Source organism: Microcoleus sp. CAWBG640, from assembly GCF_020883015.1.
Lineage (GTDB): Bacteria > Cyanobacteriota > Cyanobacteriia > Cyanobacteriales > Microcoleaceae > Microcoleus > Microcoleus anatoxicus.
Window position 1 is genome coordinate 1 of sequence record NZ_JAHRFC010000077.1, and the last position, 22,215, is coordinate 22,215.

Consider the following 22,215-nt stretch of genomic DNA (forward strand, 5'->3'; position numbering starts at 1 on the left):
TCCGATTCCGATTCCGACTCCAACTCCTGCGGAAACTCCGACTCCGATTCCGACTCCAACTCCTGCGGAAACTCCGACTCCCACACCTGCGGAAACTCCGACTCCGATTCCTGCGGAAACTCCGACACCAATTCCAACTCCCACACCTGCGGAAACTCCGACACCAATTCCAACTCCGACTCCGATTCCGATTCCGACTCCGACGCAATCGGAAACTCCGACACCAATTCCAACTCCGACTCCGATTCCGATTCCGACTCCGACGCAATCGGAAACTCCGACACCAACTCCTGCGGAAACTCCGACTCCGATTCCGACTCCGACGCAATCGGAAACTCCGATTCCACAGAAAATTGTCATTCCAACGGTGACTATAATTCTGGCTGAAAATTTGACTCAGATTCCGACTGCGATTTCAGTGGGGATGGGCACCCACCATCCAACGCCCCTCCAACCAGGGGAAATGCTGACTGATTTTGATGGGGGAAATATCGATACTTTTTCGGAAAACTGCTTTTGCGATCGCACTATTTTACCAGATATCCCGTCCCTTCTTCACCCCAATATTACTCAACATACTTTCAGCCCTACTGAGGGTAAAGATACCTTAACCGGGACTAATTTTAACGACATTATCAATGGTTTCAAGGGTAGCGACTTGCTCATTGGATTGCAAGGTGGCGACTATATTTATGGTGGATTTCTTAGTAACATTTCTGTCGCCCCGGATACAGACAGCGACACCATATTTGGTAACGAAAATAATGACTATATCATCGGTCATGCTGGCCATGATATTATTTATTCAGGTAAGGATCATGATTTGGCGATCGGTGGCAAAGATAATGACTTAATCTGGGGCGATAAGGGCAATGATACTCTAGTTGGCGGTGAAGGTGCTGATAGTCTATTTGGCGGCACTTCTAACTCGTCTGATGGCGATTTAACTGGACGAGATTTGCTATTTGGCGATCGCGATCGAGATTTTCTCCATGGACAAGAAGGCGAAGACACTCTGTCTGGTGGCGAATATCATGATACCTTACACGGTGGCAAAAATAACGATCTAATCTTCGGGGATGCTGGCAATGATTTACTATTAGGAGATTTAGGCAATGACAGCATCTGTGGGGGCCCAGGAGACGATACAATTGTGGGAGATATGGATAATATTGCCACAGATGCTAGCGGTCAAAAAGATTACCTCTGTGGCGGTAATGACAATGATTTAATTTTTGGTAATGACGATACCGATAAATTGTGCGGGGGTGAAGGAAATGATACTCTTGATGGCGGCAAAGATGACGATACTTTGATTGGTGGCTTAGGTGATGACTGGCTAATGGGAGATTTAGGCGATGATACGTTGCAAGGTGGAAATGGAAGAGATTACTTTGTATTAACTGCGCCCGAAGGCAGCGATGTAATTACTGATTTCACCCTAGGTGAAGATGTACTTGTTTTAACAGAAAACTTGACAGTCGATCGACTCCGCATCATCCTAGAAAACAATGCCACTTTAATCAGGATAGCCTCCAGCGATCAACTTTTAGCTATACTCAAAGGAGTACAAGCAAATGCGAAGGCGATCGACATTCTCTTCCACCCACTTACCTGATACCAAATCCGGCAGAAATACCCATCATATAAAATCCTGTCTTCATCGTCCTGTATTAAACTCTCTCTTCTCTTCCTTCGCGTACTTCGCGCCTTCGCGGTTAAATCATTCCGATACAACCGGAATTGACATCAACAATTCTCTTCATAATTTCCTCACAATTGAGAGTTAGTCTCAAGATAGAACGATCGCCCGATTCACTCGATCGACGAAATATCCCATTGACAGGACACTAAACTATCCCGTGTTACTTTTCCCCCCAGGGCTAAAGCCACTGGGTTTGCAAGCTCCCGCGAGGTTTTTATGAAAACAGATTACCTGATTGTCGGCAGTGGTTTATCCGCACTGGTTTTTGGGGCCTTGATGGCAAATTCTGGCAAAACCGTGCACATCCTCGAAGCCCATGAACATCCGGGGGGCTTTGGTCATACCTTTACAATGGCAAAAAAATATACGTTTAATGCCCAATTTCACTACGTTTGGGATTGCGGTGAAGGACATACTGTCAATCGCGTACTCAAAAAGCTAGGTTTGGATCGAGATGTCACCTTTGAACGTTACGATCCCAATGGCTTCGATCATATGAAAATGCCTGGATATTCCCTGGAAATTCCTTCAGAATCAACAGAATTGATTCGCAGATTGTCCCTGTTGTTTCCTGAAGATGCCAGTCGAATTTCCCAATTTGTCAACGAAGTTGAAAAGACTGCCGCCGGCTTAAAAAAACTAGCTCCTCCCATCAAGCCAGTGGAATTAGTCAAACATTTCAGTGAAGTATTTTGTGCCATCCAATATCTCAATAGTACACTTCAGGATGTTTTCGACAAATTCAAACTTCCACAAGCAGCCCAAACCTTACTAGCCTTGCAATGGCCAGATTTTCTCCTGCCACCAAATCAACTTTCTTTCTATGCGTGGATTGCCTTATTTAGAGGCTATCAAGAAGGTGCATTTTACCCAACCCAACATTTTGAGGATGTCATCAATTCCTTAGTTCAAGTCATTGAATCCCACGGTGGAAAGGTGCAGCTAAATCATGAAGTCATCAATTTTAGACTCACCAACAGAACTGTTACCGGAGTGCAAGCAATGGATTTGACATCCCATCAAACTCATGAATTCACCGGAGACACCGTGATTTGTAACCTCGATCCGAAAAAAGCAGCCAAAATGATTGGTGAGGAAATGTTCTCTAAAACAGTAAGGCGGAAACTGAATTATGAGTATTCTGCATCTAACTACATGGTCTACTGTGTTGTCAAAGATATCGATCTCCGAGACTATGGATTTGGCAAGTGGAATACCTTTCATTCTGGGCATCAAGATTTGAATGAAGCATTTGCTCAAATGTATGAGCAAAATAATTTTTCTAATCCCAGTTTTGCCATCACAACTCCAACTTTACTGACCCAAGCCCGGAGAGATTGTCCAGAAGATTGTCAAATAGTTGAATTTCTGACTGTTGCTAATTACAGTTATTTTAAGCAACTCTGGGATAGCGATCGCAAAGCTTATCGAAACAAGAAAAAAGAAATTTTGGATTCAATTTTAGACGTAGTTGAGAAACACTACGTTCCGAATTTCCGCAAACACATGGTCTTTCAGATTACAGGAAGTCCCACCACTAACGAGCGCTTCTGCTGGTGTCCTAATGGCAATTCCTATGGTTCTAGTCTAACGCCCCGTAACATGGGAGTCGATCGCCTAAATCACGAAACATCTCTCAACAATTTCTATTTCTGCAATGCCTCCTCCGGCTACCCAGGATTTGCGCCGACATTTTGGACAGGAGCACTTTTGTATCAACGTTTATCAGGCGATCCAATTTTAGGCTAGGAGGAATTCTCTAGTAAAAAACACGAGGCAGAGCCTCTAGTAATGCGTTCCCAGGTAGAACCTGGGAACGATAATTTATTCCATTTTCCATCTTCCATCTTCCATATTCTTTCCCCCCTTGGGGGGGGTAGGGGGGGTTCTTCTTCCATCTTCTTTCCCCCCTTGGGGGGGTAGGGGGGGGGTTCATCTTCCATCTTCCATCTTCCTTCTATCAATTTAGGAGAGAATCATGAGAATTGCAATTGTTGGAGGCGGAGCTAGTGGAATGGCCACAGCCTACTGGCTCGATAAACAGAAGCATGATGTTACAGTGTTTGAAAAACAGCCAATTTTAGGCGGACATATTCGGACACTCAACAAAAACGTTGCGCCCAATCAATCTGAGTGTAAAGAGATATTAGAAAATGGGGTACTAGAATTTCCGACAGTGTTTTATAATTTTGCTACTCTCATGGGAGAGCTAGGAGTAGAATTAGAGCCTGTGGAAATAGGTTCTTCGCTATTGTTTAAAGACGGCCGCCACTTTTTATCAGGAGTCGCCATTCAGAAAAACTTCACGGGAATTCAACGGCTGATTGAATATTTACAACTCGATGCTCTCTATGCTCGTTCTGCTGGATTCATCCTGAAAATGCGATTTTCTCAAACCCATGATTTCTACGATATGCCACTGGGTCAGCCTTTACATAGCTCCTGTGTACGCAATACTTGGCTCAAGTTACTAACCATGTATAGCTACTCGATACCTTTTGAAATTATCAACAATTTTCCCGCAGAATTGGCGATTCCCATGCTACGGGAATATGCGTCGGTTAACTGGGTAAGGATTAAAGGTGGCGTGTATTCTTACATTGAAAAAATTATCGATCGCTTTGGGGGTAAGATTTTGGTTAATGTGGAAATTGAGAGTATTTGTAGAGGCGCTGATGGTGTAAAAATTGTGCTGTCTACTGGGGAGATTCAGGAGTTTGATAAGGTTGTTTTTGCAACACCTCCCGATTGCGTAATGAAGCTGTTGTCTGACCCGACGGATGCGGAAACTAAGCGGTTTTCGGCATGGCAAGCCAATTATGCGACTACTTTGCTGCATTCGGATACATCCATGTACGATCGCTACGGTATTCGCAAGTTATCAGAATTTGATTTTTTTGAAACAGACAAAGGATGGGGCTATAATGCGAGTTTAAATCAGCTTTGTGGCATCTCATCTTCGCGGCGATATAGTTTAGCTTTTCACATGGATGAATTGATTGCAAAAGAGCAGATTATTCACATTCAGAAACATCACACGCCTTTATATACAGTGGAATCTTTCCGATATCGAAATGAAATTATCGAGACTAATGGAGAGAATCATACTTATCATGGGGGGGCTTATTTGGGTGATGGTTTGCATGAAGGAGCGATTACGTCTGCTTTGCGAGTTGCTAAATTAATCGGGTGAGCTCAATCTACCTCTCCCATAATCATTGTGGAACAGGCATCCCTTCGACCCTTCGACCCTTCGACCCTTCGACCCTTCGACCCTTCGACTACGCTCAGGGCGACGCTACGCGGTTCCTGATAAGTCAGGGCGATGGTCACGAGAATAGCCGTAGGTAATCTGAATTGGTATTGGGGATGTTTGATGGTTGATTGATGAATTTTCTAACTGATTGCTATCTGTTTCTGTGCTAGAAAAAGATACTGATGGCAATTCTTGCTCATATTTACCATGTAGATGAAATGAACTTGAGTCGAGGTGAGATGTATCGGTATTTATCTCAAATTTTTGAGCTGCTGACAGGGCAATGGTTGTGAATATTTCTGTAATTCCTGCCAAATATAACTTATCTAATACTCTTTTTGGCGATGATTGGTTACCCAAGAGCGATCGCAATTAACGCATTTTGGTCAGGCGTGAGGGTAACAGTGAGGTAATAAACACAGGTTTGTGGCGATCGCAATTTTAACGGGTGTCAGATTTAACTCACGCCTCACGTCTCTTGTCAGGAATTCTTAACTGGTGATGCGAACGCGACCGAAATGATTGAGTATTTTTACTCACTATTGTCTCGGATGATTCACTTTTACCCCCTCACTCCGTGTATGTGCCAGTTGGGGGTGCGGAATGTGGGTTACTAGATAAAGGTTTCAGCCGATTCGTACAATTTTCCCGTTTTGGCACGGTGATGCCATGTGGGCTAACAATTCCCCAGCGGCCTCTGCTTCCAGCGGTCGAGAAAAAAAGAATCCCTGTCCCCATTCGCACCCCAACTCTCTCAACAAATGTAACTGTTCTTGCGTTTCTATCCCCTCTGCCACCACATCCAACCCCAAAGAATGAGCTAAATTAATAATTGTCTTTACAATATCAAAATCTTTGCTATCCTCAACCATCCCGGAAATAAACTCCCGATCAATTTTTAAAGTATCAATAGGTAGATGGTGCAGGTAGGATAGCGAAGAATAGCCTTTCCCAAAATCATCAATACAAAATCTAACTTGCTGCGCTTTTAACTGCTGTAATAACGGAGTTGCTGACCCAGCATTTTCCATAAACATACTCTCAGTAATCTCTAATTTCAAAAACTCGCCACTTAAGGAAAACTCATCTAATAATCGGTTAATCAGTGTCCTCAACTCAGGACTTGAAAGTTGAATTCCTGATAAGTTAACATTCATGCTCAAGGGTCTGACATGGGGAAACTTTTCTAGCCAAATGCTCAAACACTGTACCGCTTCGGATAGTACCCATGCCCCCAAGGGTAGAATTAATCCCGTTTCTTCGGCTATAGGGATAAACTCTGTTGGAGAAACCATCCCCCTGACTTGATGCCGCCACCTCACTAAGGCTTCAAACCCTACAATTTGCTCATCAACTAGGGAGAAAATCGGCTGATAATTTAAGTGCAATTGTCGGTCAAAAACTGCTCGCTGCAAGTCGGCTTCCAACTGGAGGCGAGAAATTGCACTGGTCAGCATTTCTGCATTAAATACTGCTGTATTGCCTTTTCCCTGTAGAATCGCAGAGTGCATTGCTGTATCTGCTGCCCTTAATAAATCTTCTGGTTCCAGAATATTTAAACTACTATAAGCAATACCAATACTGACTGTGGAAGATACTGCCACCCCCTCCCAAATCAAGGGCATTTCTAAGGCCCGGTGGATCGCGCTGGCGATCTGGTGAGGCTGTTGGGTGTCTGAAATATCTTTCAACAAGATGGCAAATTCATCAGTGCCCACACGGGCGATAATTGAGGTGGGAGACAGACAATTTTCTAGCCGACGAGCTACCTGTTTTAATAATTCCTCTCCTACCCCGTGCCCTAAAGTGAATTTGACAACTTGATAGCGGTCTAAATCCAAAAATAACAGTGCAAAGGGACTATTGGCCTGCTGTTGGTTAGTGTGAATATGGGCTTCTAGCTGTTTAATAAATCCGTTGCGGTTTAGTAATCCTGTGAGCCCATCATAAAAAGCTTGGTATTGTAGTTGCTCTTGAGCTTGTTGCAACTGCTCTTGATTCTGTCGAACTTCTTGGACAAATGCCAGGGTTTTATTAATCGTAATTTCTAAATCGTTAAAATCAATGGGTTTTGTCAAAAAATCAAAAGCCCCGCGATTCATCGCAGTTCTAATGTTTTTCAGTTCGTCGTAAGCGGATACGACAATGGCTTTGAGATTTGGGTCAAATTTTTTGATTTTCTCCAACAGCGTCAGGCCGTCCATCTCTGGCATCTGAATATCCGTTAAGATTAAATCAATGCTGGAGGAAGTTTCTAACAAAGAGAGAGCTTCATAACCATTATTCACAAAAATAAACTCTAATTCTTTCGCATTGATTTGTTTGCGAAATCTCTGTTTGATTAAACGTTCCAAACTAATTTCATCATCAACCACTAAAATAATTTTGGCTGTTTTGAAAGATGGCATAGTTAACCACCCCCAGCATTAGTGTTTATCGGAATTTCTATGATAAACTCAGTTCCCCCTTCTGGCTTAGAAATACAGTCGATCGCGCCCCCATGTTTTTCCACTACAATCGATCGGGAAATAGACAACCCTAATCCTGTCCCTTTCCCCAAGGATTTTGTGGTAAAGAATGGGTTAAAAATATTCTGTTTTACGGATTCTGGTATTCCCGGCCCGTTGTCGGAAATGCGAATTACTACTCGATTGGGTGGCAATCCTAGTTCAGTTTTCACCGTAATTACATTAGGATGGGCTTTAATTTGTTCATAACTACGCCCTTGATTAGATTCATCTAGTGCGTCAATTGCATTGGCAATAATATTCATAAATACCTGATTTAGTTGTCCGGGATAGCATTCTAATAGTGGCAATTCTCCGTATTCTTTAATGATTGAAATCTCAGGACGTTGGTTATTAGCTTTCAGTCGATGTTTTAAAATCATTATGGTACTTTCAATCCCATCCTGAATATTAGCAGCTACTTTTTTGTCAGTATCACTCCGCGAGAAATTTCTTAAAGAGGTGCTAATACTGCGAATGCGTTCTGTGCCTTCTTTCATTGAGGCGATGATGTTGTGCAAGTCTTCTACCATGAATTCTAATTCAGTTTCTTCTAGTTGTTTTTGCAGCGCTTCGCTAGGTTTTGATAGTTCGGTTTGATAAAGATTTAAAACTTTCAATAGATCTTTAAGATAGTTTTCTAAATGATTGATATTGCCAACAATGAAGCCGACGGGATTGTTGATTTCGTGGGCAACTCCTGCTATTAATTGCCCAATCAAGATCATTTTTTCATTTTGCACTAATTGAGATTGTGCTTGATGGAGCTTATGCAGATTTTCTTTCATCTTTTGAACGTATTCCAACGTTCTGTTGAGGGTAATTTCTAAATCATCAAAGTCGATGGGCTTGGTTAAAAAATCAAAAGCGCCCCGGTTCATGGCTGTTCTAATATTTTGCAAGTCACCATAAGCCGAAACTACTATGGTTTTGAGAGTTAGTGTTTCAGAAAATTCGGCAAGCTTTTCTAGCAAAGTCAGTCCGTCCATCTCCGGCATATTAATGTCGGTTAAAATGACGGCGATGGGTGATTCTGTTGCTAGTTTTTCTAAGGCTTCTCTGCCATTATAAGCAAAAATAAATTCTAATTTATTCTCACGGATTTTTTTACGAAACCGCTGTTTAATTAATCTTTCTAAACTTACTTCATCATCAACTACCAGGATTTTAGCTGTCATTTTTAGTCCTTGTTATATTCTAAAAGTAAGCATTGTTTGACCTCTCCCCCACCCCCTCTCCTGCAAGGAAAGGGGAGAAGAATTCTGACTATTAAATCTTTTCGATATTTAATAGTATTTAATTACTCCCCCTTCTCTTGCAGAGAAGGGGAATGGGGGGTTAGGTTTAAAAATTTAGCATTGAGAATGAAACAGCCCTGGGGGCTAGGGGGGATCGAGGAGTTATTGGTCAAAAGTGATACTAAATACTAATTTTGACCTCAATTTGACACCAACGACGGGCATTAGCCCTATCAATATTATAGCAGTTCTCCATTAATTCAGGTACGTACCTAGCCATTAGACATTTTATTCTGTTTCGGCAAGCTGATAATAAATTCTGTCCCCTTTCCTAATTCGGTTTCCAATTGGATGCTACCTCGGTGTTGCCCAACAATAATATCGTGGGTGAGTGATAACCCTAAACCCGTACCTTCACCAGCCTGTTTAGTGGTAAAGAAGGGATGAAATATCTGCTCGTGAATTTCTGACTCGATACCGATACCGTTATCAGAAATCCTGATTTCTACAGTGTCACCGTGATTTTGGGTTTTCACACTTAGGACAGGGATAAAAGAGTCACCCAGTTGTTGTTTCTTAGTATGCACTGCGTAGCAAGCGTTGTCAATCAAATTAATTAAAGCACGACTGATGTCAGCGGAGATTAATTCGATTTGACCAATAGTGCGATCGTAATTAGTTTCGATTGTCAGGTTAAACCGATTATCTTTAGCCCGTTTACTGTGGTGAGCTAAATCAACGGCTTGACCCAGGATTTCGTTCAAGTCGGTGAGTTGGGATTGACCGCTTTCGGTGCGAGCGTGCATCATCATACTTCTAATGATGCTTTCGGCTCTTTTCCCATGCAGGTTAATGTCAGTGGCATTGCCTTGAAGTTCGGATAAAATGTATTTGATATTATCGAGAACTTCCGGTGCTATCTGTTCGCAATTCCTCTCGATTTCTGCAATTAATTCTTCGGTTAACTCGACGCTAGATTCTGCAAAGTTATTGACGAAGTTCAGAGGATTTCTGAGTTCGTGAGCTATACCAGCGGCTAGAGCACCCAAGGAAGCAAGTTTTTCTTTGGCAATGATTTGTTTTTGCGCGGTTTGAAGTTCTCTGGTTCTTTCTTCTATTTTAGCTTCTAGGCTATGGGAATATTCTGCTAGTTGCTGGTTGGCGATTTCTAATTGCTGGTTACTGCGCTGTAAATTGTTATACAAAAGGGCGTTTTCTAGGGAAATGGCGGCTTGGAGACAGAGGATGTTTAAGAGTTCTGCACGCTCTGTGGTGAAGGCTCCGATGCTAATATGATTTTCTAGGTAAATGATGCCGATTAATTTGCCTTGATTGAGCAGGGGAGAACACAATAAGGATTGGGGTTGTTGTTGTTGAAGGTAAATATCGCTGGCAAATTGTGTATCGTTAGCGGCGTTGTTTAAGATCAGGTTTTGTTGGCTTCTGACTACATAGTTGATGACGGAAAGGGGTAGTAGGTCTGGGGTGAGTGGTTTGGTGTTTACGGTGACTGTTTCTGGATTCAGGGCGCTGACTTCGATAGTCAGTTGATGGTTTTCCTGTAAGATTAAATAGCCTGTTTGAGCGCCGGCATTTTCCATTAAAATTGTCATCAGTTTGCTGAGCAAGCCTTCTAAGGCAAATTCGCCGGTCAGTGCTTGTGCGGCTTTCATCACGCTAGATAGGTCTAATATTGCTGAACCTTTAGACTTGGAATTAGTTGAGTGCATGGAAATGGTTTTTCTGGTGGTTTCTAAGTCTGAGCCCTCTGGGTTTAAGGTGCGGAAAATTAGCTGGGGATAGCGCTCGTCTAAGTCTTGGACTTTGGCGGTGGCTCCCCAGTGGATGTAGCCGTAGTAGGCTTCGGTCATGTAGGTTTTGGCAACTTTTTCTCTGCCGATCGCTAGATAATATTCGGAGGCGAGTTCGTTGGCTAAAGCTTCTTCTTGGATGTAGTTGTGGTGTTTGGCTCCGGCGATCGCGCGATCGTAATATTCTTGAGCTTTCAGGCGATCGCCTAAAATTCGAGCTTTTTCCGCTTCTACTAGGTCGTATTTATGTTGATAGTTAAAGGGGGCATGGTGCGCCCAGTGCTGCATTTTTTGCTGGTTTTCCTCTACTTGTATCAAGTATTGCTCTTTTTGAGCGATATTGGCGTTATCATATTGAGCTAGTAACACTAGGGAATGGTAGAAATTATAGGTTGCTTGAATTAACTTTCCTTGTAAACTCGATGCGTATTCTAGGGCTAAAGAGGCACTGTCAATAGCTTGAAAGTCTTTAAATAAATAAAGTAGAATTAACTTAGCTACAGCAAAGACAAACAACAATGCTCCATATCCCGAGGCTTTAAAATATGGTACCATGGCCGCTTCGTCAAAACTACTACCAATCAACTGAAGCTGATTTTGTGCTAATCCTCTTAGATTTAATGTTAGTTGATGCCAGATTTGAGAAAATTTAATAGCAACTTCTTGCTTCAGCTTCAAGGACAGACCAATATATGATAATTGTTTGATATCTACTACTTCTAATAGCTCACCCATAGATAATAGGTGTTCGCAAGAATGAACAGCACTATAACCAGCATACTCATAATCTCCTGTTTCTTGCCCACTTTGAATTGCTTCTAATAATGGTGTAATAGTCTCTCTAATGGGTTCTTTCCAAGGTCTAATAAAAGCATTAAATACTGCATAAGTTTTGCATCTTAGTTCTCTGGCATCAAATTTTTCTAAAAGCTTCATAGCTATTAGTCCTGATTGATATCCGGCGTTTATATTGCCATTAGCACAAAGAATTAAACCATAGTTAGCATAGGCGTAGGCTGATTGAGATGAGTAGCCGTATTCGGTAGATAGAGCAACCATTGTTAAAATTACCTGCATATAAGTTGTAATAGATGCCATTAGAGCCGCTCCGATAATATTAACAAAAATTCGCATAGCTGCTAACTTATAATCGTCTATCATAACTACCAAAGATTCTAACTCTTTTAGCGTTGGTAACTGAGTTATTTCACTCTCTAAACCCGTTGGAGTAGATACAACTACGCCTAAAATTTCTATTACTGAAAGTCCTAATTCAATAGCTTTAACTAGCTGATTTTGGGCGATCGCAAACTGGATTTTCAACTCATAAACCTTTACCTTATCCAGTAAACTTGTAGCTTGTTGTAAAACAATTTCTACCAGTTGTTCTGCCCGCTCAAGATCCGTGTTTAAATATTCCGCTTCCGCCGCTTCCACATGAAGATTTAATGTCAATTCATAGTGACTCTCCCAACTATTTTCTGGCAATAATTCCAATCCTACTGCTAAGTATTTAGCCGCCGCATCAATAGCCGTAGATGTTTTCGCCTTTTTCCCCGCCTTCAAGTTCAGATTAGCTAATCTCTCTTTTTCCCCCCACTCTGATATCAATTCTCTCCCAATATTAAGCTGGTTAACTATATCAAATATTGTTTCTTCTAAGGCATAATTTGCCGTCTGTTTCCATAGCAATTGACCGATTTTTAGATGAGTCACTTGCTTTTGGTCTTCGGGAATTAGAGAATAGGCTGCTTGCTGTACTCTGTCATGGAGAAACTTATACCCAACTCTAAATTCTTCCAGGGGTGTGCTATCTTGCTCAGAGGGGTCAAGCAGTAACGGTATTTTATAATCTTTACTCAACGGCAATAATAAACCTAATTGCAATGCTTCCCACAGATGATCCGCTGCGGTAAATTGAGATTGTTCGCTGACTATTGCTAACACATCTAAATAGAAAGAGTTGCCAATACAGGCCGCTAATTTCAAGGCTTCTTGGGTAGCTTCTGGCAACTTTTGCAGGTTTCTCGCTACTAATTGCACCACGTTATAATCCGTAATTCCAAAGGCTTGTATTTCCTCTAGGTTCCACAGCCATCGCCCTTGCTTAAAGTCAAATTGTAATAGTTTGTCTGCATACAGAGTTTGCAGCAATTGGTTCATAAAGAAGGGATTTCCCTGGGTTTTATTAAAAATCAACCTACTCAATTCTTCAAAATGTTCTGTATCTTTTAACGTATCCCCAATAATTAAATTAACTGTATTCAATGTCAAAGGTTGCAGCACAATATTATTGACTTTTCCACCATTTTTGCAAATTTCTTCTATCGTAGAAATTAACGGGTGCGTGGGACTAACTTCGTTATCCCTATAGGCTCCTATTAACAATAAATATTCGCTATCCAAATCCGTCATTAACAATTGAATCAACTTGAGCGATGCTAAATCTGCCCACTGCAAATCATCCAAAAATAACACCAGTGGGTGAGATTTTTTAGTAAATACGCTAATAAATTGTTTAAAGACTAAATTGAACCGATTTTGTGCAGCGGTGGGTTCGAGTTGCGGTACTTCGGGTTGACTACCAATAATTAATTCTACTTCCGGTATGACTTCAATAATTACTTTTCCATTCGCTCCTAATGCGGCTAAAAATTCTGATTTCCAAATTGCTATTTGCTCGCCGGTTTCTGTTAGCTGTTGACGGATTAGGTCGGATAAGGCTTGAATGATGGCTGCGTAGGGAATGTTGCGTTTAAATTGGTCGAATTTCCCGGCGGTAAAGTAACCTCGCTGCCGGACTATGGGTTTGTGGACTTCCTGAACTACGCTAGTTTTACCGATGCCTGAGTAACCGGAAACTAGCATCATTTCTACTTGCCCTCGTCCTGTTTCCGGGTGGCTAATTCGTTCAAATGCGGCTAACAATGCGGTGACTTCTGCTTCTCTACCATAGAGTTTTTGCGGGATCAGAAATTGCCCTGATTTATCTTTCTCCCCTGGGGTGAAGTTCCTGATTCTGCCGCTGGCTTGCAGTTGGTTTAAGCATTCTTCTAAGTCTACTTTTAGTCCTTGGGCGCTTTGATAGCGATCTTCGGCATTTTTCGCCATTAATTTCAGGACAATTGTACTAATTGCTAGGGGGATTTCGGGGTTCAGTTGTTGAATGGGGGTGGGATTTTTGGCGATGTGGCAATAGACTAATTCTAAGGGGTCGAGGCTGGTAAAGGGGACTTGACCTGTGAGCATTTCGTAGCAGGTGATTCCCAGGGAATAGAAGTCGGTGCGGTAGTCGAGGCTGCGATTCATTCTCCCAGTTTGTTCGGGGGACATATAGGCAAGGGTGCCTTCGAGTTCGTTAGGATTATTGATGGTTGGGGTTTCTCGGCTGAGGCGACTGGCGATGCTGAAGTCGATTAGTTTGAGTTGTTTGGTGGTGGCGTTGATGATGATGTTACTAGGTTTAATATCTTTGTGGATGATTTGGTGTTGATGGAGTTCCGATAGGCCGGTGGCTAGTTGGATGGTGATGCTGAGAAATTCTTTGAGGGTGGGTTTTTTGGCGGCTAATAGTTGTTTGAGAGATGTTCCCCCTAAGTCTTCCATGATTAGGGCGTAGTTGTTGCCTGTATTTTCGAGGCTGTAGGTGTTGACTATGCCTTGTAGGTTTAAATTTTGAGTGATTTTATATTCGTGTCTGAGGCGGGTGATGTCTTCGAGGCTGGGGAATTCGGCGTTGAGGGTTTTGATGATGACTGGGGTGCGATCTGTTTCTCGGATGCCTCGGTAGATGGCGTTTTTGATTCCCATTTGGACTGGTTGCAGGATCTGATAGCCGGGGAGGACGAACATTTGGGGAGCTCCTGTCGCGAGAAATGCTAGTTGTCGATTCTATTAGAACCCATTTGACATCATTATAAAGCTTTTTTAAAGCCCTTGACTTCTTCTTGAAAGGAACGTAGAATAAAAAACCGCGGTTCAAGACAAATACAGCAAATGACTCATTAGCCGAATCTCACAAATGGCGGTAGCTACAGCGAATCTCAAAAACGTCTATAGCTTAGCATGAAAAGGCTAGTATTCTACTGCTGAATTTTTTGCTGCTTCCCAATGGTTTGTTTTTTTACTTTGTAGTCGGATTCAGACAGCCAGTAGCTGACGGTTAGGAGACTGAGCCACTAGCTGATGAAACTGACGACTGCTTAACTTGCGTGTTTCTGGGCTCCCAGTTCTAAATGTCATCTAGTTTGATCTAGGTGTTTTTAGTCTTGGCTTTGGCTTTGATTGTCAAAGCTACTTAACTCACCAGTCAAATCCAGAAGCTAAAGTAACGCTATTTATATTATAGGTTACTGAATGCGAAAGGACTACTGTGTGATCTATGTCACTTTACTTTGTTAACTTGGTCACAATGTCTAACGGAATGGAAAACAATTCTCAATGCTTAACACCGCCATCGGAAGCAAAGCTGCGAGAGCTTTATGCAGAGACAACTCTGCTAAAAAACAAGATTGAATCTTTAGCTTTTGGCATCCCACAGGTGTCTGTGTTGAAGCCAAATCCAGCCTCTAAGCAATTGGCAGTTAGTCACGGAGAACAATTGCGGCTTAATTCTAGCGCTCCGACGCTCCTCTCCCAAGCTCTGCAACGGGCGGCGATTCATTTTCCCAATCAAGGCATTGTTTATATTGAGTCTGGGGGTAAAGAGAGCCTTCAGTTATATCCAGCCTTACTAGAGGAAGCTCAGCGGATAGTTGGGGGATTGAGAAAGCTCGGCTTAAAGTCTCAAGACAAGGTAATTTTCCAATTTGAGCGCAATCAAGACTTCATCGCTGCCTTTTGGGGATGCGTTTTAGGAGGGTTTGTTCCCGTACCGATCGCGATCGCTCCCACCTACTCCGAATCTAATGGATCTGTCAAAAAGCTGCACCATGCTTGGGAGATGTTGGAACATCCGACGATCGTCACTAATCAAAAACTAGCTGCCTCAATTCTTGCTCTATCACAGTCTTGGGGAGTTGAGAGTATTCAAGTTGCAGCTATTGAAGAGTTGCGAACCGCTACTCCTGACAAACGCGCTGAAAACAGTCACCCTGACGATTTAGCTCTGTTGCTGCTCACTTCTGGAAGCACTGGAATGCCCAAAGGGGTAATGCAAAGCCATCGCAGTTTACTCAGCCGATCTGCCAGCACCTCCCAGATGAATGATTTTAACAGCCAAGATATCTCCCTGAATTGGATGCCTCTTGACCACGTTGGTGGTCTAGTCATGTTCCATGTTCGAGATGTTTACTTGGGTTGCCAGCAAATCCAGGTTGTCAAGGAAGCTATCTTGCAAAACCCGCTCCTGTGGCTAGACTTGATTGAGCGCTTTCAAGCTACGGTTACTTGGGCTCCCAATTTTGCATATTCACTGATTAATAACCAAACTCAGAAGATTCAAGCGCAACATTGGAATTTATCCTCAATGCGATTTATTTTAAATGCAGGTGAGGCAATTGTTGCTAAAACAGCAAGGCGTTTTTTAGAGTTGCTTTCCCCTCAAGGGCTTCCTGCTAGTGCGATGCGTCCAGCCTGGGGGATGTCAGAAACTTCTTCGGCTGTTGCCTTCTCAAATCAATTTTCATTAGAGTCAACAGACGATCGTGATGCCTTTGTGGAAGTAGGATCTCCCATTCCTGGTATTTCGATGCGTATTGTAGATAGCAATGACCAAGTAGTTGAGCAAGAAGCAATTGGACGCTTACAGGTTAAAGGAGTATCTGTCACCTCTGGTTACTATCAAAATCCAGAACTCAATCGAGAAGTATTTACCGAGGATGGATGGTTTAATACTGGGGATTTGGGATTTCTGAAGGGTGGCAGGCTAACTATTACAGGTCGTGCCAAGGACACGATCATTGTTAATGGTCTCAACTACTACAGCCACGAAATTGAAGCTGTAGTAGAAGAAATAGAGGGAGTAGAAGTTTCATATACTGCGGCCTGTGCTGTCCGAACTCCCGATAGTAACAGCGATCAGTTAGCCATCTTTTTCCATACGGCTGTTTCCGAGCCAAATCGCTTGGCTTTGGTACTCAAGGATCTGCGAGCCAGTGTTCTGAAAAAAATTGGGCTGAATCCAAATTATCTGATTCCAGTTGAGAAAGAAACGATTCCTAAAACAGAAATTGGGAAGATTCAGCGGAGTCAATTAAGCCAACGTTTCGATCAGGGTGAATTTGAGAGCATTCTTAAACAGTTCGATTCTCCAAAGCCACAAAACGCTCAAGGTTTACCCAAGACTGAGATTGAGAAAACAATCGGTTTGATTTGGAAAGAAGTCCTTCATCTCAATGAAGTAGGGATTCACGATAATTTCTTTGACTTAGGTGGTAATTCCTTACTCATCGCTGATGTTGTAGGCAAATTACAGTCACACTTCAAAAAAGAAATCTCCATAACCGATATGTTTCAATATCCCACGATCAAGTCACTGGCTGAATATTTAGGGCAAGCTTCAAACCGACAGCTTTTCTCTAAATTAGTTCCCAGTAAAATTCGGGGAGAAAATCGCAGGCAAAGATTCGCAATGCCCATGCCTGTATAAATTCAAAGAAACAACGTCCAAAACTCATCCAACAATCACAAAATAACTCAGGAGATAGCTTCAATGAATAACACTCTCGATGTCGCAGTAATCGGAATGTCTGGTAGATTTCCTGGTGCTGAAAATATCAACAATTTTTGGCAGAATCTGCAAGATGGTGTAGAGTCCATTTCCTTTTTGACCGATGAGGAGTTAGCAGCTTCTGGTGTAAGCAAAGACCTACTCAAGAATCCTAACTACGTGAAAGCAGCGGCGGAACTGGAAGGTATCGACTTATTTGACGCTTCGTTTTTTGGCTATAGTCCAAAAGAAGCTGAACTGCTAGACCCTCAAATTCGCATTTTCATGGAATGCGCTTGGGAGGCACTTGAAATTGCTGGATATAACCCTAAAGCTTACAAAGGCTCAGTGGGCGTTTACGCCAGCAAAGCCCCGAGTCTGTATTTCCTGAGAAATATTTATCCAGGACATTATGACCTTCAAGATGCTGCAATTCCAGGCAACTTAAAACTTTTTGCTGCTAATTGTAATGACTTTTTGCCGACACGGATTTCTTACAAATTAAATTTGAAAGGACCAAGTATCAATGTCCAAACTGCCTGTTCTAGTTCATTGGTTGCCATCCACATTGCCCGCCAAAGTTTGCTGGCGGGTGAATGCGATGTCGCTATAGCTGGCGGAGTAATGATCGATATTCCTGAAAAAGTGGGCTATCTCCACAAAGAAGGGCAAATTTATTCTCCTGATGGACATACGCGGACTTTTGATGCAAAAGCAGGAGGCACTGTCTTTGGTAGTGGTGTAGGAATTGTAGTATTAAAGCCGCTCTCAAATGCTCTAGCAGATGGAGACTCTATCTATGCAGTGATTAAAGGTTCGGCACTTAACAATGATGGCTCGGAAAAGGTTGGCTATTGGTCTACCAGTGTGAATGGTCATGCAGAGGTGATTGCTGAAGCTATTGCTAATGCAGGAGTAGATGCTGAAACCATCACTTATGTGGAAGCTCACGGAACGGCAACTGAACAGGGAGATCCCATTGAGTTTGCTGGCTTGACTCAAGCTTTTTCACTCTACACCGAAAAGAAAGGCTTTTGTGCGATCGGTTCATATAAGACGAATATTGGACATCTGGATATAGCTTCTGGGGTAACAGGCTTCATCAAAACTGCGCTAATGCTCAAGCACAAAATGTTAGTACCTAGCCTGCATTTTGAAGAACCCAATCCCCAAATAGATTTTGCCAATAGCCCCTTCTACGTCAACACAAAACAGCAACCTTGGACAACGGAAAATGGCATTCCTCGCCGCGCCGGAGTCAGCGCCTTTGGTATTGGCGGTACCAATGCCCATGTCATCTTAGAAGAACCCCCAGCAGTTGCCCCCGTAGCATCAGAAACCGATCGCCCCTCTCATTTACTATGCCTTTCAGCCAAAACTGAAAAAGCATTGAATGAATTAGTAGCCCGATACGAAACCCACCTTGAATTGTCAACCAATCAGCCCTTAGCAGATATTTGTTTCACTGCCAATGCAGGGCGATCGCACCACAATTACCGCCTCGGTATAGTAGCTGATTCCGTCCAAGATTTACGGGAACAATTAGCCGACTTTACCGCTGGCGAAGACTTCAGCGAAGTCATTACCAAATGTGCGAATACCAACCCGCCGCAAATTGCCTTCCTCTTTACCGGTCAAGGTTCCCAATACATCGGGATGGGGCGCGAACTTTACGATACTCAACCTACATTCCGCCAAACTCTCGATCGCTGCGATCGATTGCTACGCCCCTATTTAGACTTGCCATTACTAGATGTCCTTTACCCAGAAAAGGGCATAGATTCTCCTCTCAATGAAACAGCTTATACGCAGCCAGCATTATTTGCTTTCGAGTATGCTTTAGCTCAATTGTGGCTATCCTGGGGCATCAAACCAGATGCAGTTATTGGTCACAGTTTAGGCGAATACGTAGCCGCCTGCATAGCCGGAGTTTTCAGCTTAGAAGATGCTATAAAGCTAGTTGCAGAACGCGGTCGGCTAATGCAAGCACTACCTCCAAATGGCGAGATGGTAGCAATTTTAGCGAATGCAGAGTTAGTAAAAGCTGCGATGCCTACGGCAAGCTTCGCTAACGCACCCTACGAACCAAATGTCGTAATTTCAGCTATCAACAGCCCAGAAGAAACCGTCATTTCTGGAACTGCTGAAGCCATTTCTGCGGTACTTTCCGACCTGCAACCTCAAAAACTGTGGACGCACAAATTAACAGTCTCCCACGCCTTCCACTCCCCTTTAATGGCACCAATGCTAGATGATTTCAGAAAAATAGCAACTCAAATCACCTACAATGAACCCCAAATTCCACTAATTTCAACAGTAACCGGAGAACCCGCCCCAGCCATCGAAATTGGATGCCCTGAATACTGGTGCAATCAAATCTTGCAACCTGTCAAATTTGAGATAGCAATTAAGACCGCCTCCACCCTCAAAATTGACATTTTTCTGGAAATCGGTTCCCATTCCACATTAATTAACATGGGGCGCAGATGTCTTCCAGAAACCACCACAATTTGGCTGTCTTCCCTCCAAAAAGAACGATCCAACTGGCAGCAATTACTTGCCACGTTAAAAACATTATACGTTCATGGAGTTGATCTCGATTGGGCAGCATTTGACCAAGACTATTCCCGTCGCCGAGTCCTACTTCCCACATACCCATTCCAGCGACAACGGTATTGGATTGAACCCGTAGCCAGAGTAGTAGCCACCGAACAACCTATATCCCTGAGAGCAACAGATTCTGTCTTTGAAGAAGCCGATATGGCACTATCAGGGACGGCCTTCAATTCCTCAAAAGCAACTTGGCGCGATCGGATATTAACTGCCAAAAACCGCGATCGTCCTGCTCTATTAGAATCTTACCTCTGCCAACAAGTAGTCCGAGGACTAGGAATCAAACGCTCTGAAATATGCCTCGAAGCCTCTTTAAGAGAGTTAGGATTTGATTCTTTAATGGTCGTCGAACTCAAAAATCGGATCGAGCAAGATTTAGCAATTAACTTGCTAGTGAAAGAACTAATAGAAGGGTCTTCAATAACTCAGTTAGCCATAAAAATGCACTCTCAACTCACACCAGCAGTAGAAGAACTATCGCCAGCACTTGAAATTGCCGCCTTAACAGTTCCTCAAAATACTCATTCGAGTTGGATCAAGAAATCTGAGTTTTCAACCTCAGCCCAAACCCGCTTATTTTGTTTTCCCTACGCTGGTGGCGGCGCTTCAATCTACCGTACCTGGGAGTCACAGTTGCCATCAGAAATAGAAGTTTGCCCAATTCAGCTTCCCGGCCGCGAAAACCGGATCAGCGAAGCGCCTTTTACTGAATTTACAGCCTTAGTTGAAACCTTGGCAGAAGTCCTGAAACCATTTCTCGACAAACCCTTTGCCTTCTACGGCCACAGCATGGGTGCAGTATTAGCTCTTGAGGTAGCCAAATCCCTTCGCGATCAGTTTGGCTCGTCACCAGTGCACTTATTTATTGGTGCCAGTATTGCTCCCCAATTACCTAATCCTTTCCCAGAACTTGATTTAAGTTCTCGTCTGAAATTGACCCAGTTTCTTCGCAGTTTTGGAACACCATCTAAAGTCCTGCAAAATACCGAACTGATGGAAGCACTAATGCCAACCATGAAAGCAGATTTTCTAGCTCTTGAAGGCTATACCTACAAATATAGTGCACCGTTAGAATGCCCAATTTCAGCTTTTAGCGGTAGCAAAGATTGCTTTGTGAGTCAAGCAGATATGGCAGCATGGAATACCCAGACATCGAGCCGCTTTCACCTTGAATCAGTTTCAGGTTCTCACTTATTTTTAGAAACCGATCTCCCGCAAGTTTTGGAAATTATTTCTCGCGAACTAGCACCGAATAGCCATCTGCAATACCCAGTCTCTTTTAGCCGCCCATTAACATTTTCTGGAGCTAAAACCCATCAAAAAGGTATGTAGTTGGGCTTCAGCGCTCTTCCACAAACCTAGAGAGCAGTTACCTGGGGTCAGAGCGAAGCATTCGTGCAGACAATTGATAGCTTTGACTCCCAGATTTTTCACCCAAATGCTTCGCCCCTACTGTCCCAGACCCTATCAGCTTTTCCCTTTTTCCTTTGATTCCGGTGTAACCGGAATCAATATCACTTAACCACCGACAACAACCGACAACCAGGTGAAAATAATGAATGCAACTTCTTTTCCCATCAACCAAGATCGCGTCATCAAAGGACAAGCAGTTTATACAGAAGATATTTTGTCTGAATACGACAAAATAGTAGGAATTTCAGCTCGTTTTTTGTGGAAATGTTCATATACCCGACTGCTCAATTTCTACAACCAAAATATTTCTGCTTGCCACTTAGATGTAGGGGTAGGATCGGGATATTATTTGGATAAATGCCGCTTTTCTTCTCGACAACCAAAAATTAGTTTGTTAGATCTAAATGCTAACAGCTTAGACTTTACCTCAAAACGGATTGAACGCTACAAGCCATCCTGCTATCAAGCCTCTGTGCTGGAACCCCTGCCTCTGGAACCCAATCAGTTTGATTCTATAGGAATTAACTACCTACTGCACTGTCTCCCAGGAACCCTTGCCACCAAAACCGTAGCCTTTAATTACCTCAAACCTTTGATGAAAGAAGGTGCCGTTTTATTTGGCTCCACTGTTCTCGGTGCAGGAGTTAAGCACAATTATTTAGGGAGAATAGTCATGCACATCTACAACAATACGGGCGTGTTCACCAATTGGCAGGATAACGTTGAAGATTTAAAAGATGCCTTAGCGTCGAATTTTTCGAGCTATTCAGTTCAAGTCATCGGTTGCACTGCACTATTTACCGCCAGAAAATAGTCTCTAGGATAGCAACTATAGCGAGTCTAAATCCCACATTCCGCACCCCCAACTGGCACATAGGGGGATTGAGGGAGTAAAAGTGAATCATCCAAGACAAAAATGAGTAGAAATACTCAACCTCGGTCACTCAGCATTACCCAGTAGTCCATTCTGAAAAATTGACGTGAGAGCGTGAGTCCTATCTGATGTAAGTTAAAATTGCGATC

At 42.9% G+C, this 22,215-nt stretch carries 9 protein-coding genes and 1 pseudogene; 6 read left to right on the forward strand and 4 right to left on the reverse strand.

The genetic code is table 11. The features are described 5' to 3' along the window. The 3 genes from AAFP11_RS24725 to AAFP11_RS24735 all read left to right on the forward strand — a co-directional run. Positions 1-1,618: calcium-binding protein (locus AAFP11_RS24725; protein WP_341739426.1), on the forward strand; the 1,618-nt coding region annotated here is incomplete at its 5' end. Positions 1,619-1,921: 303 nt separating this feature from the next. Then, positions 1,922-3,454, forward strand: a complete 1,533-nt coding sequence (locus tag AAFP11_RS24730) for an NAD(P)/FAD-dependent oxidoreductase (RefSeq protein WP_341739427.1) — start codon at positions 1,922-1,924, stop codon at positions 3,452-3,454. Between the two features lie 229 nt (positions 3,455-3,683). Further along, entirely contained in the window at positions 3,684-4,898 is a 1,215-nt protein-coding gene (locus tag AAFP11_RS24735; RefSeq protein ID WP_341739428.1) for an FAD-dependent oxidoreductase, read from the forward strand. A 120-nt stretch (positions 4,899-5,018) separates the two neighbouring features. Here AAFP11_RS24735 and AAFP11_RS24740 read toward each other — a convergent pair. From AAFP11_RS24740 to AAFP11_RS24755, 4 genes and pseudogenes are all read right to left on the reverse strand, one after another. Further along, positions 5,019-5,297: pseudogene (locus tag AAFP11_RS24740) on the reverse strand (IS1634 family transposase); the annotation flags it as partial. A gap of 290 nt (positions 5,298-5,587) precedes the next feature. Beyond that, positions 5,588-7,369 carry an EAL domain-containing protein gene (locus tag AAFP11_RS24745; protein ID WP_341739429.1) on the reverse strand — a complete coding sequence of 594 codons (1,782 nt, stop codon included), beginning with the start codon at positions 7,367-7,369 and terminating at the stop codon, positions 5,588-5,590. A 2-nt stretch (positions 7,370-7,371) separates the two neighbouring features. Further along, on the reverse strand, positions 7,372-8,646 hold the full coding sequence (locus tag AAFP11_RS24750; RefSeq protein ID WP_341739430.1) for an ATP-binding protein: 1,275 nt from the start codon (positions 8,644-8,646) through the stop codon (positions 7,372-7,374). Positions 8,647-8,978: 332 nt separating this feature from the next. Beyond that, positions 8,979-14,369, reverse strand: a complete 5,391-nt coding sequence (locus AAFP11_RS24755) for an ATP-binding sensor histidine kinase (RefSeq protein WP_341739431.1) — start codon at positions 14,367-14,369, stop codon at positions 8,979-8,981. 571 nt (positions 14,370-14,940) lie between these two features. Between AAFP11_RS24755 and AAFP11_RS24760 the strand changes: the two genes are divergently transcribed. The 3 genes from AAFP11_RS24760 to AAFP11_RS24770 all read left to right on the forward strand — a co-directional run bounded on the left by AAFP11_RS24760 (position 14,941) and on the right by AAFP11_RS24770 (position 22,006). Next, positions 14,941-17,106, forward strand: coding sequence for an AMP-binding protein (locus AAFP11_RS24760; protein WP_341739432.1), 2,166 nt, complete (start codon positions 14,941-14,943; stop codon positions 17,104-17,106). A gap of 63 nt (positions 17,107-17,169) precedes the next feature. After that, positions 17,170-21,111, forward strand: a complete 3,942-nt coding sequence (locus tag AAFP11_RS24765) for an alpha/beta fold hydrolase (RefSeq protein WP_341739433.1) — start codon at positions 17,170-17,172, stop codon at positions 21,109-21,111. 223 nt (positions 21,112-21,334) lie between these two features. Next, on the forward strand, positions 21,335-22,006 hold the full coding sequence (locus tag AAFP11_RS24770; RefSeq protein WP_341739434.1) for a class I SAM-dependent methyltransferase: 672 nt from the start codon (positions 21,335-21,337) through the stop codon (positions 22,004-22,006). The last annotated feature ends 209 nt before the right edge of the window (positions 22,007-22,215 follow it).

What these genes read in the sequence shown, in the direction of transcription:
- AAFP11_RS24730 (WP_341739427.1), top strand. Translation starts at nt 1,922, where the DNA reads ATGAAAACAGATTACCTGATTGTCGGCAGTGGTTTATCCGCACTGGTT.
- AAFP11_RS24735 (WP_341739428.1), top strand. Translation starts at nt 3,684, where the DNA reads ATGAGAATTGCAATTGTTGGAGGCGGAGCTAGTGGAATGGCCACAGCC.
- AAFP11_RS24745 (WP_341739429.1), bottom strand. Translation starts at nt 7,369, where the DNA reads ATGCCATCTTTCAAAACAGCCAAAATTATTTTAGTGGTTGATGATGAA.
- AAFP11_RS24750 (WP_341739430.1), bottom strand. Translation starts at nt 8,646, where the DNA reads ATGACAGCTAAAATCCTGGTAGTTGATGATGAAGTAAGTTTAGAAAGA.
- AAFP11_RS24755 (WP_341739431.1), bottom strand. Translation starts at nt 14,369, where the DNA reads ATGTTCGTCCTCCCCGGCTATCAGATCCTGCAACCAGTCCAAATGGGA.
- AAFP11_RS24760 (WP_341739432.1), top strand. Translation starts at nt 14,941, where the DNA reads ATGGAAAACAATTCTCAATGCTTAACACCGCCATCGGAAGCAAAGCTG.
- AAFP11_RS24765 (WP_341739433.1), top strand. Translation starts at nt 17,170, where the DNA reads ATGAATAACACTCTCGATGTCGCAGTAATCGGAATGTCTGGTAGATTT.
- AAFP11_RS24770 (WP_341739434.1), top strand. Translation starts at nt 21,335, where the DNA reads ATGAATGCAACTTCTTTTCCCATCAACCAAGATCGCGTCATCAAAGGA.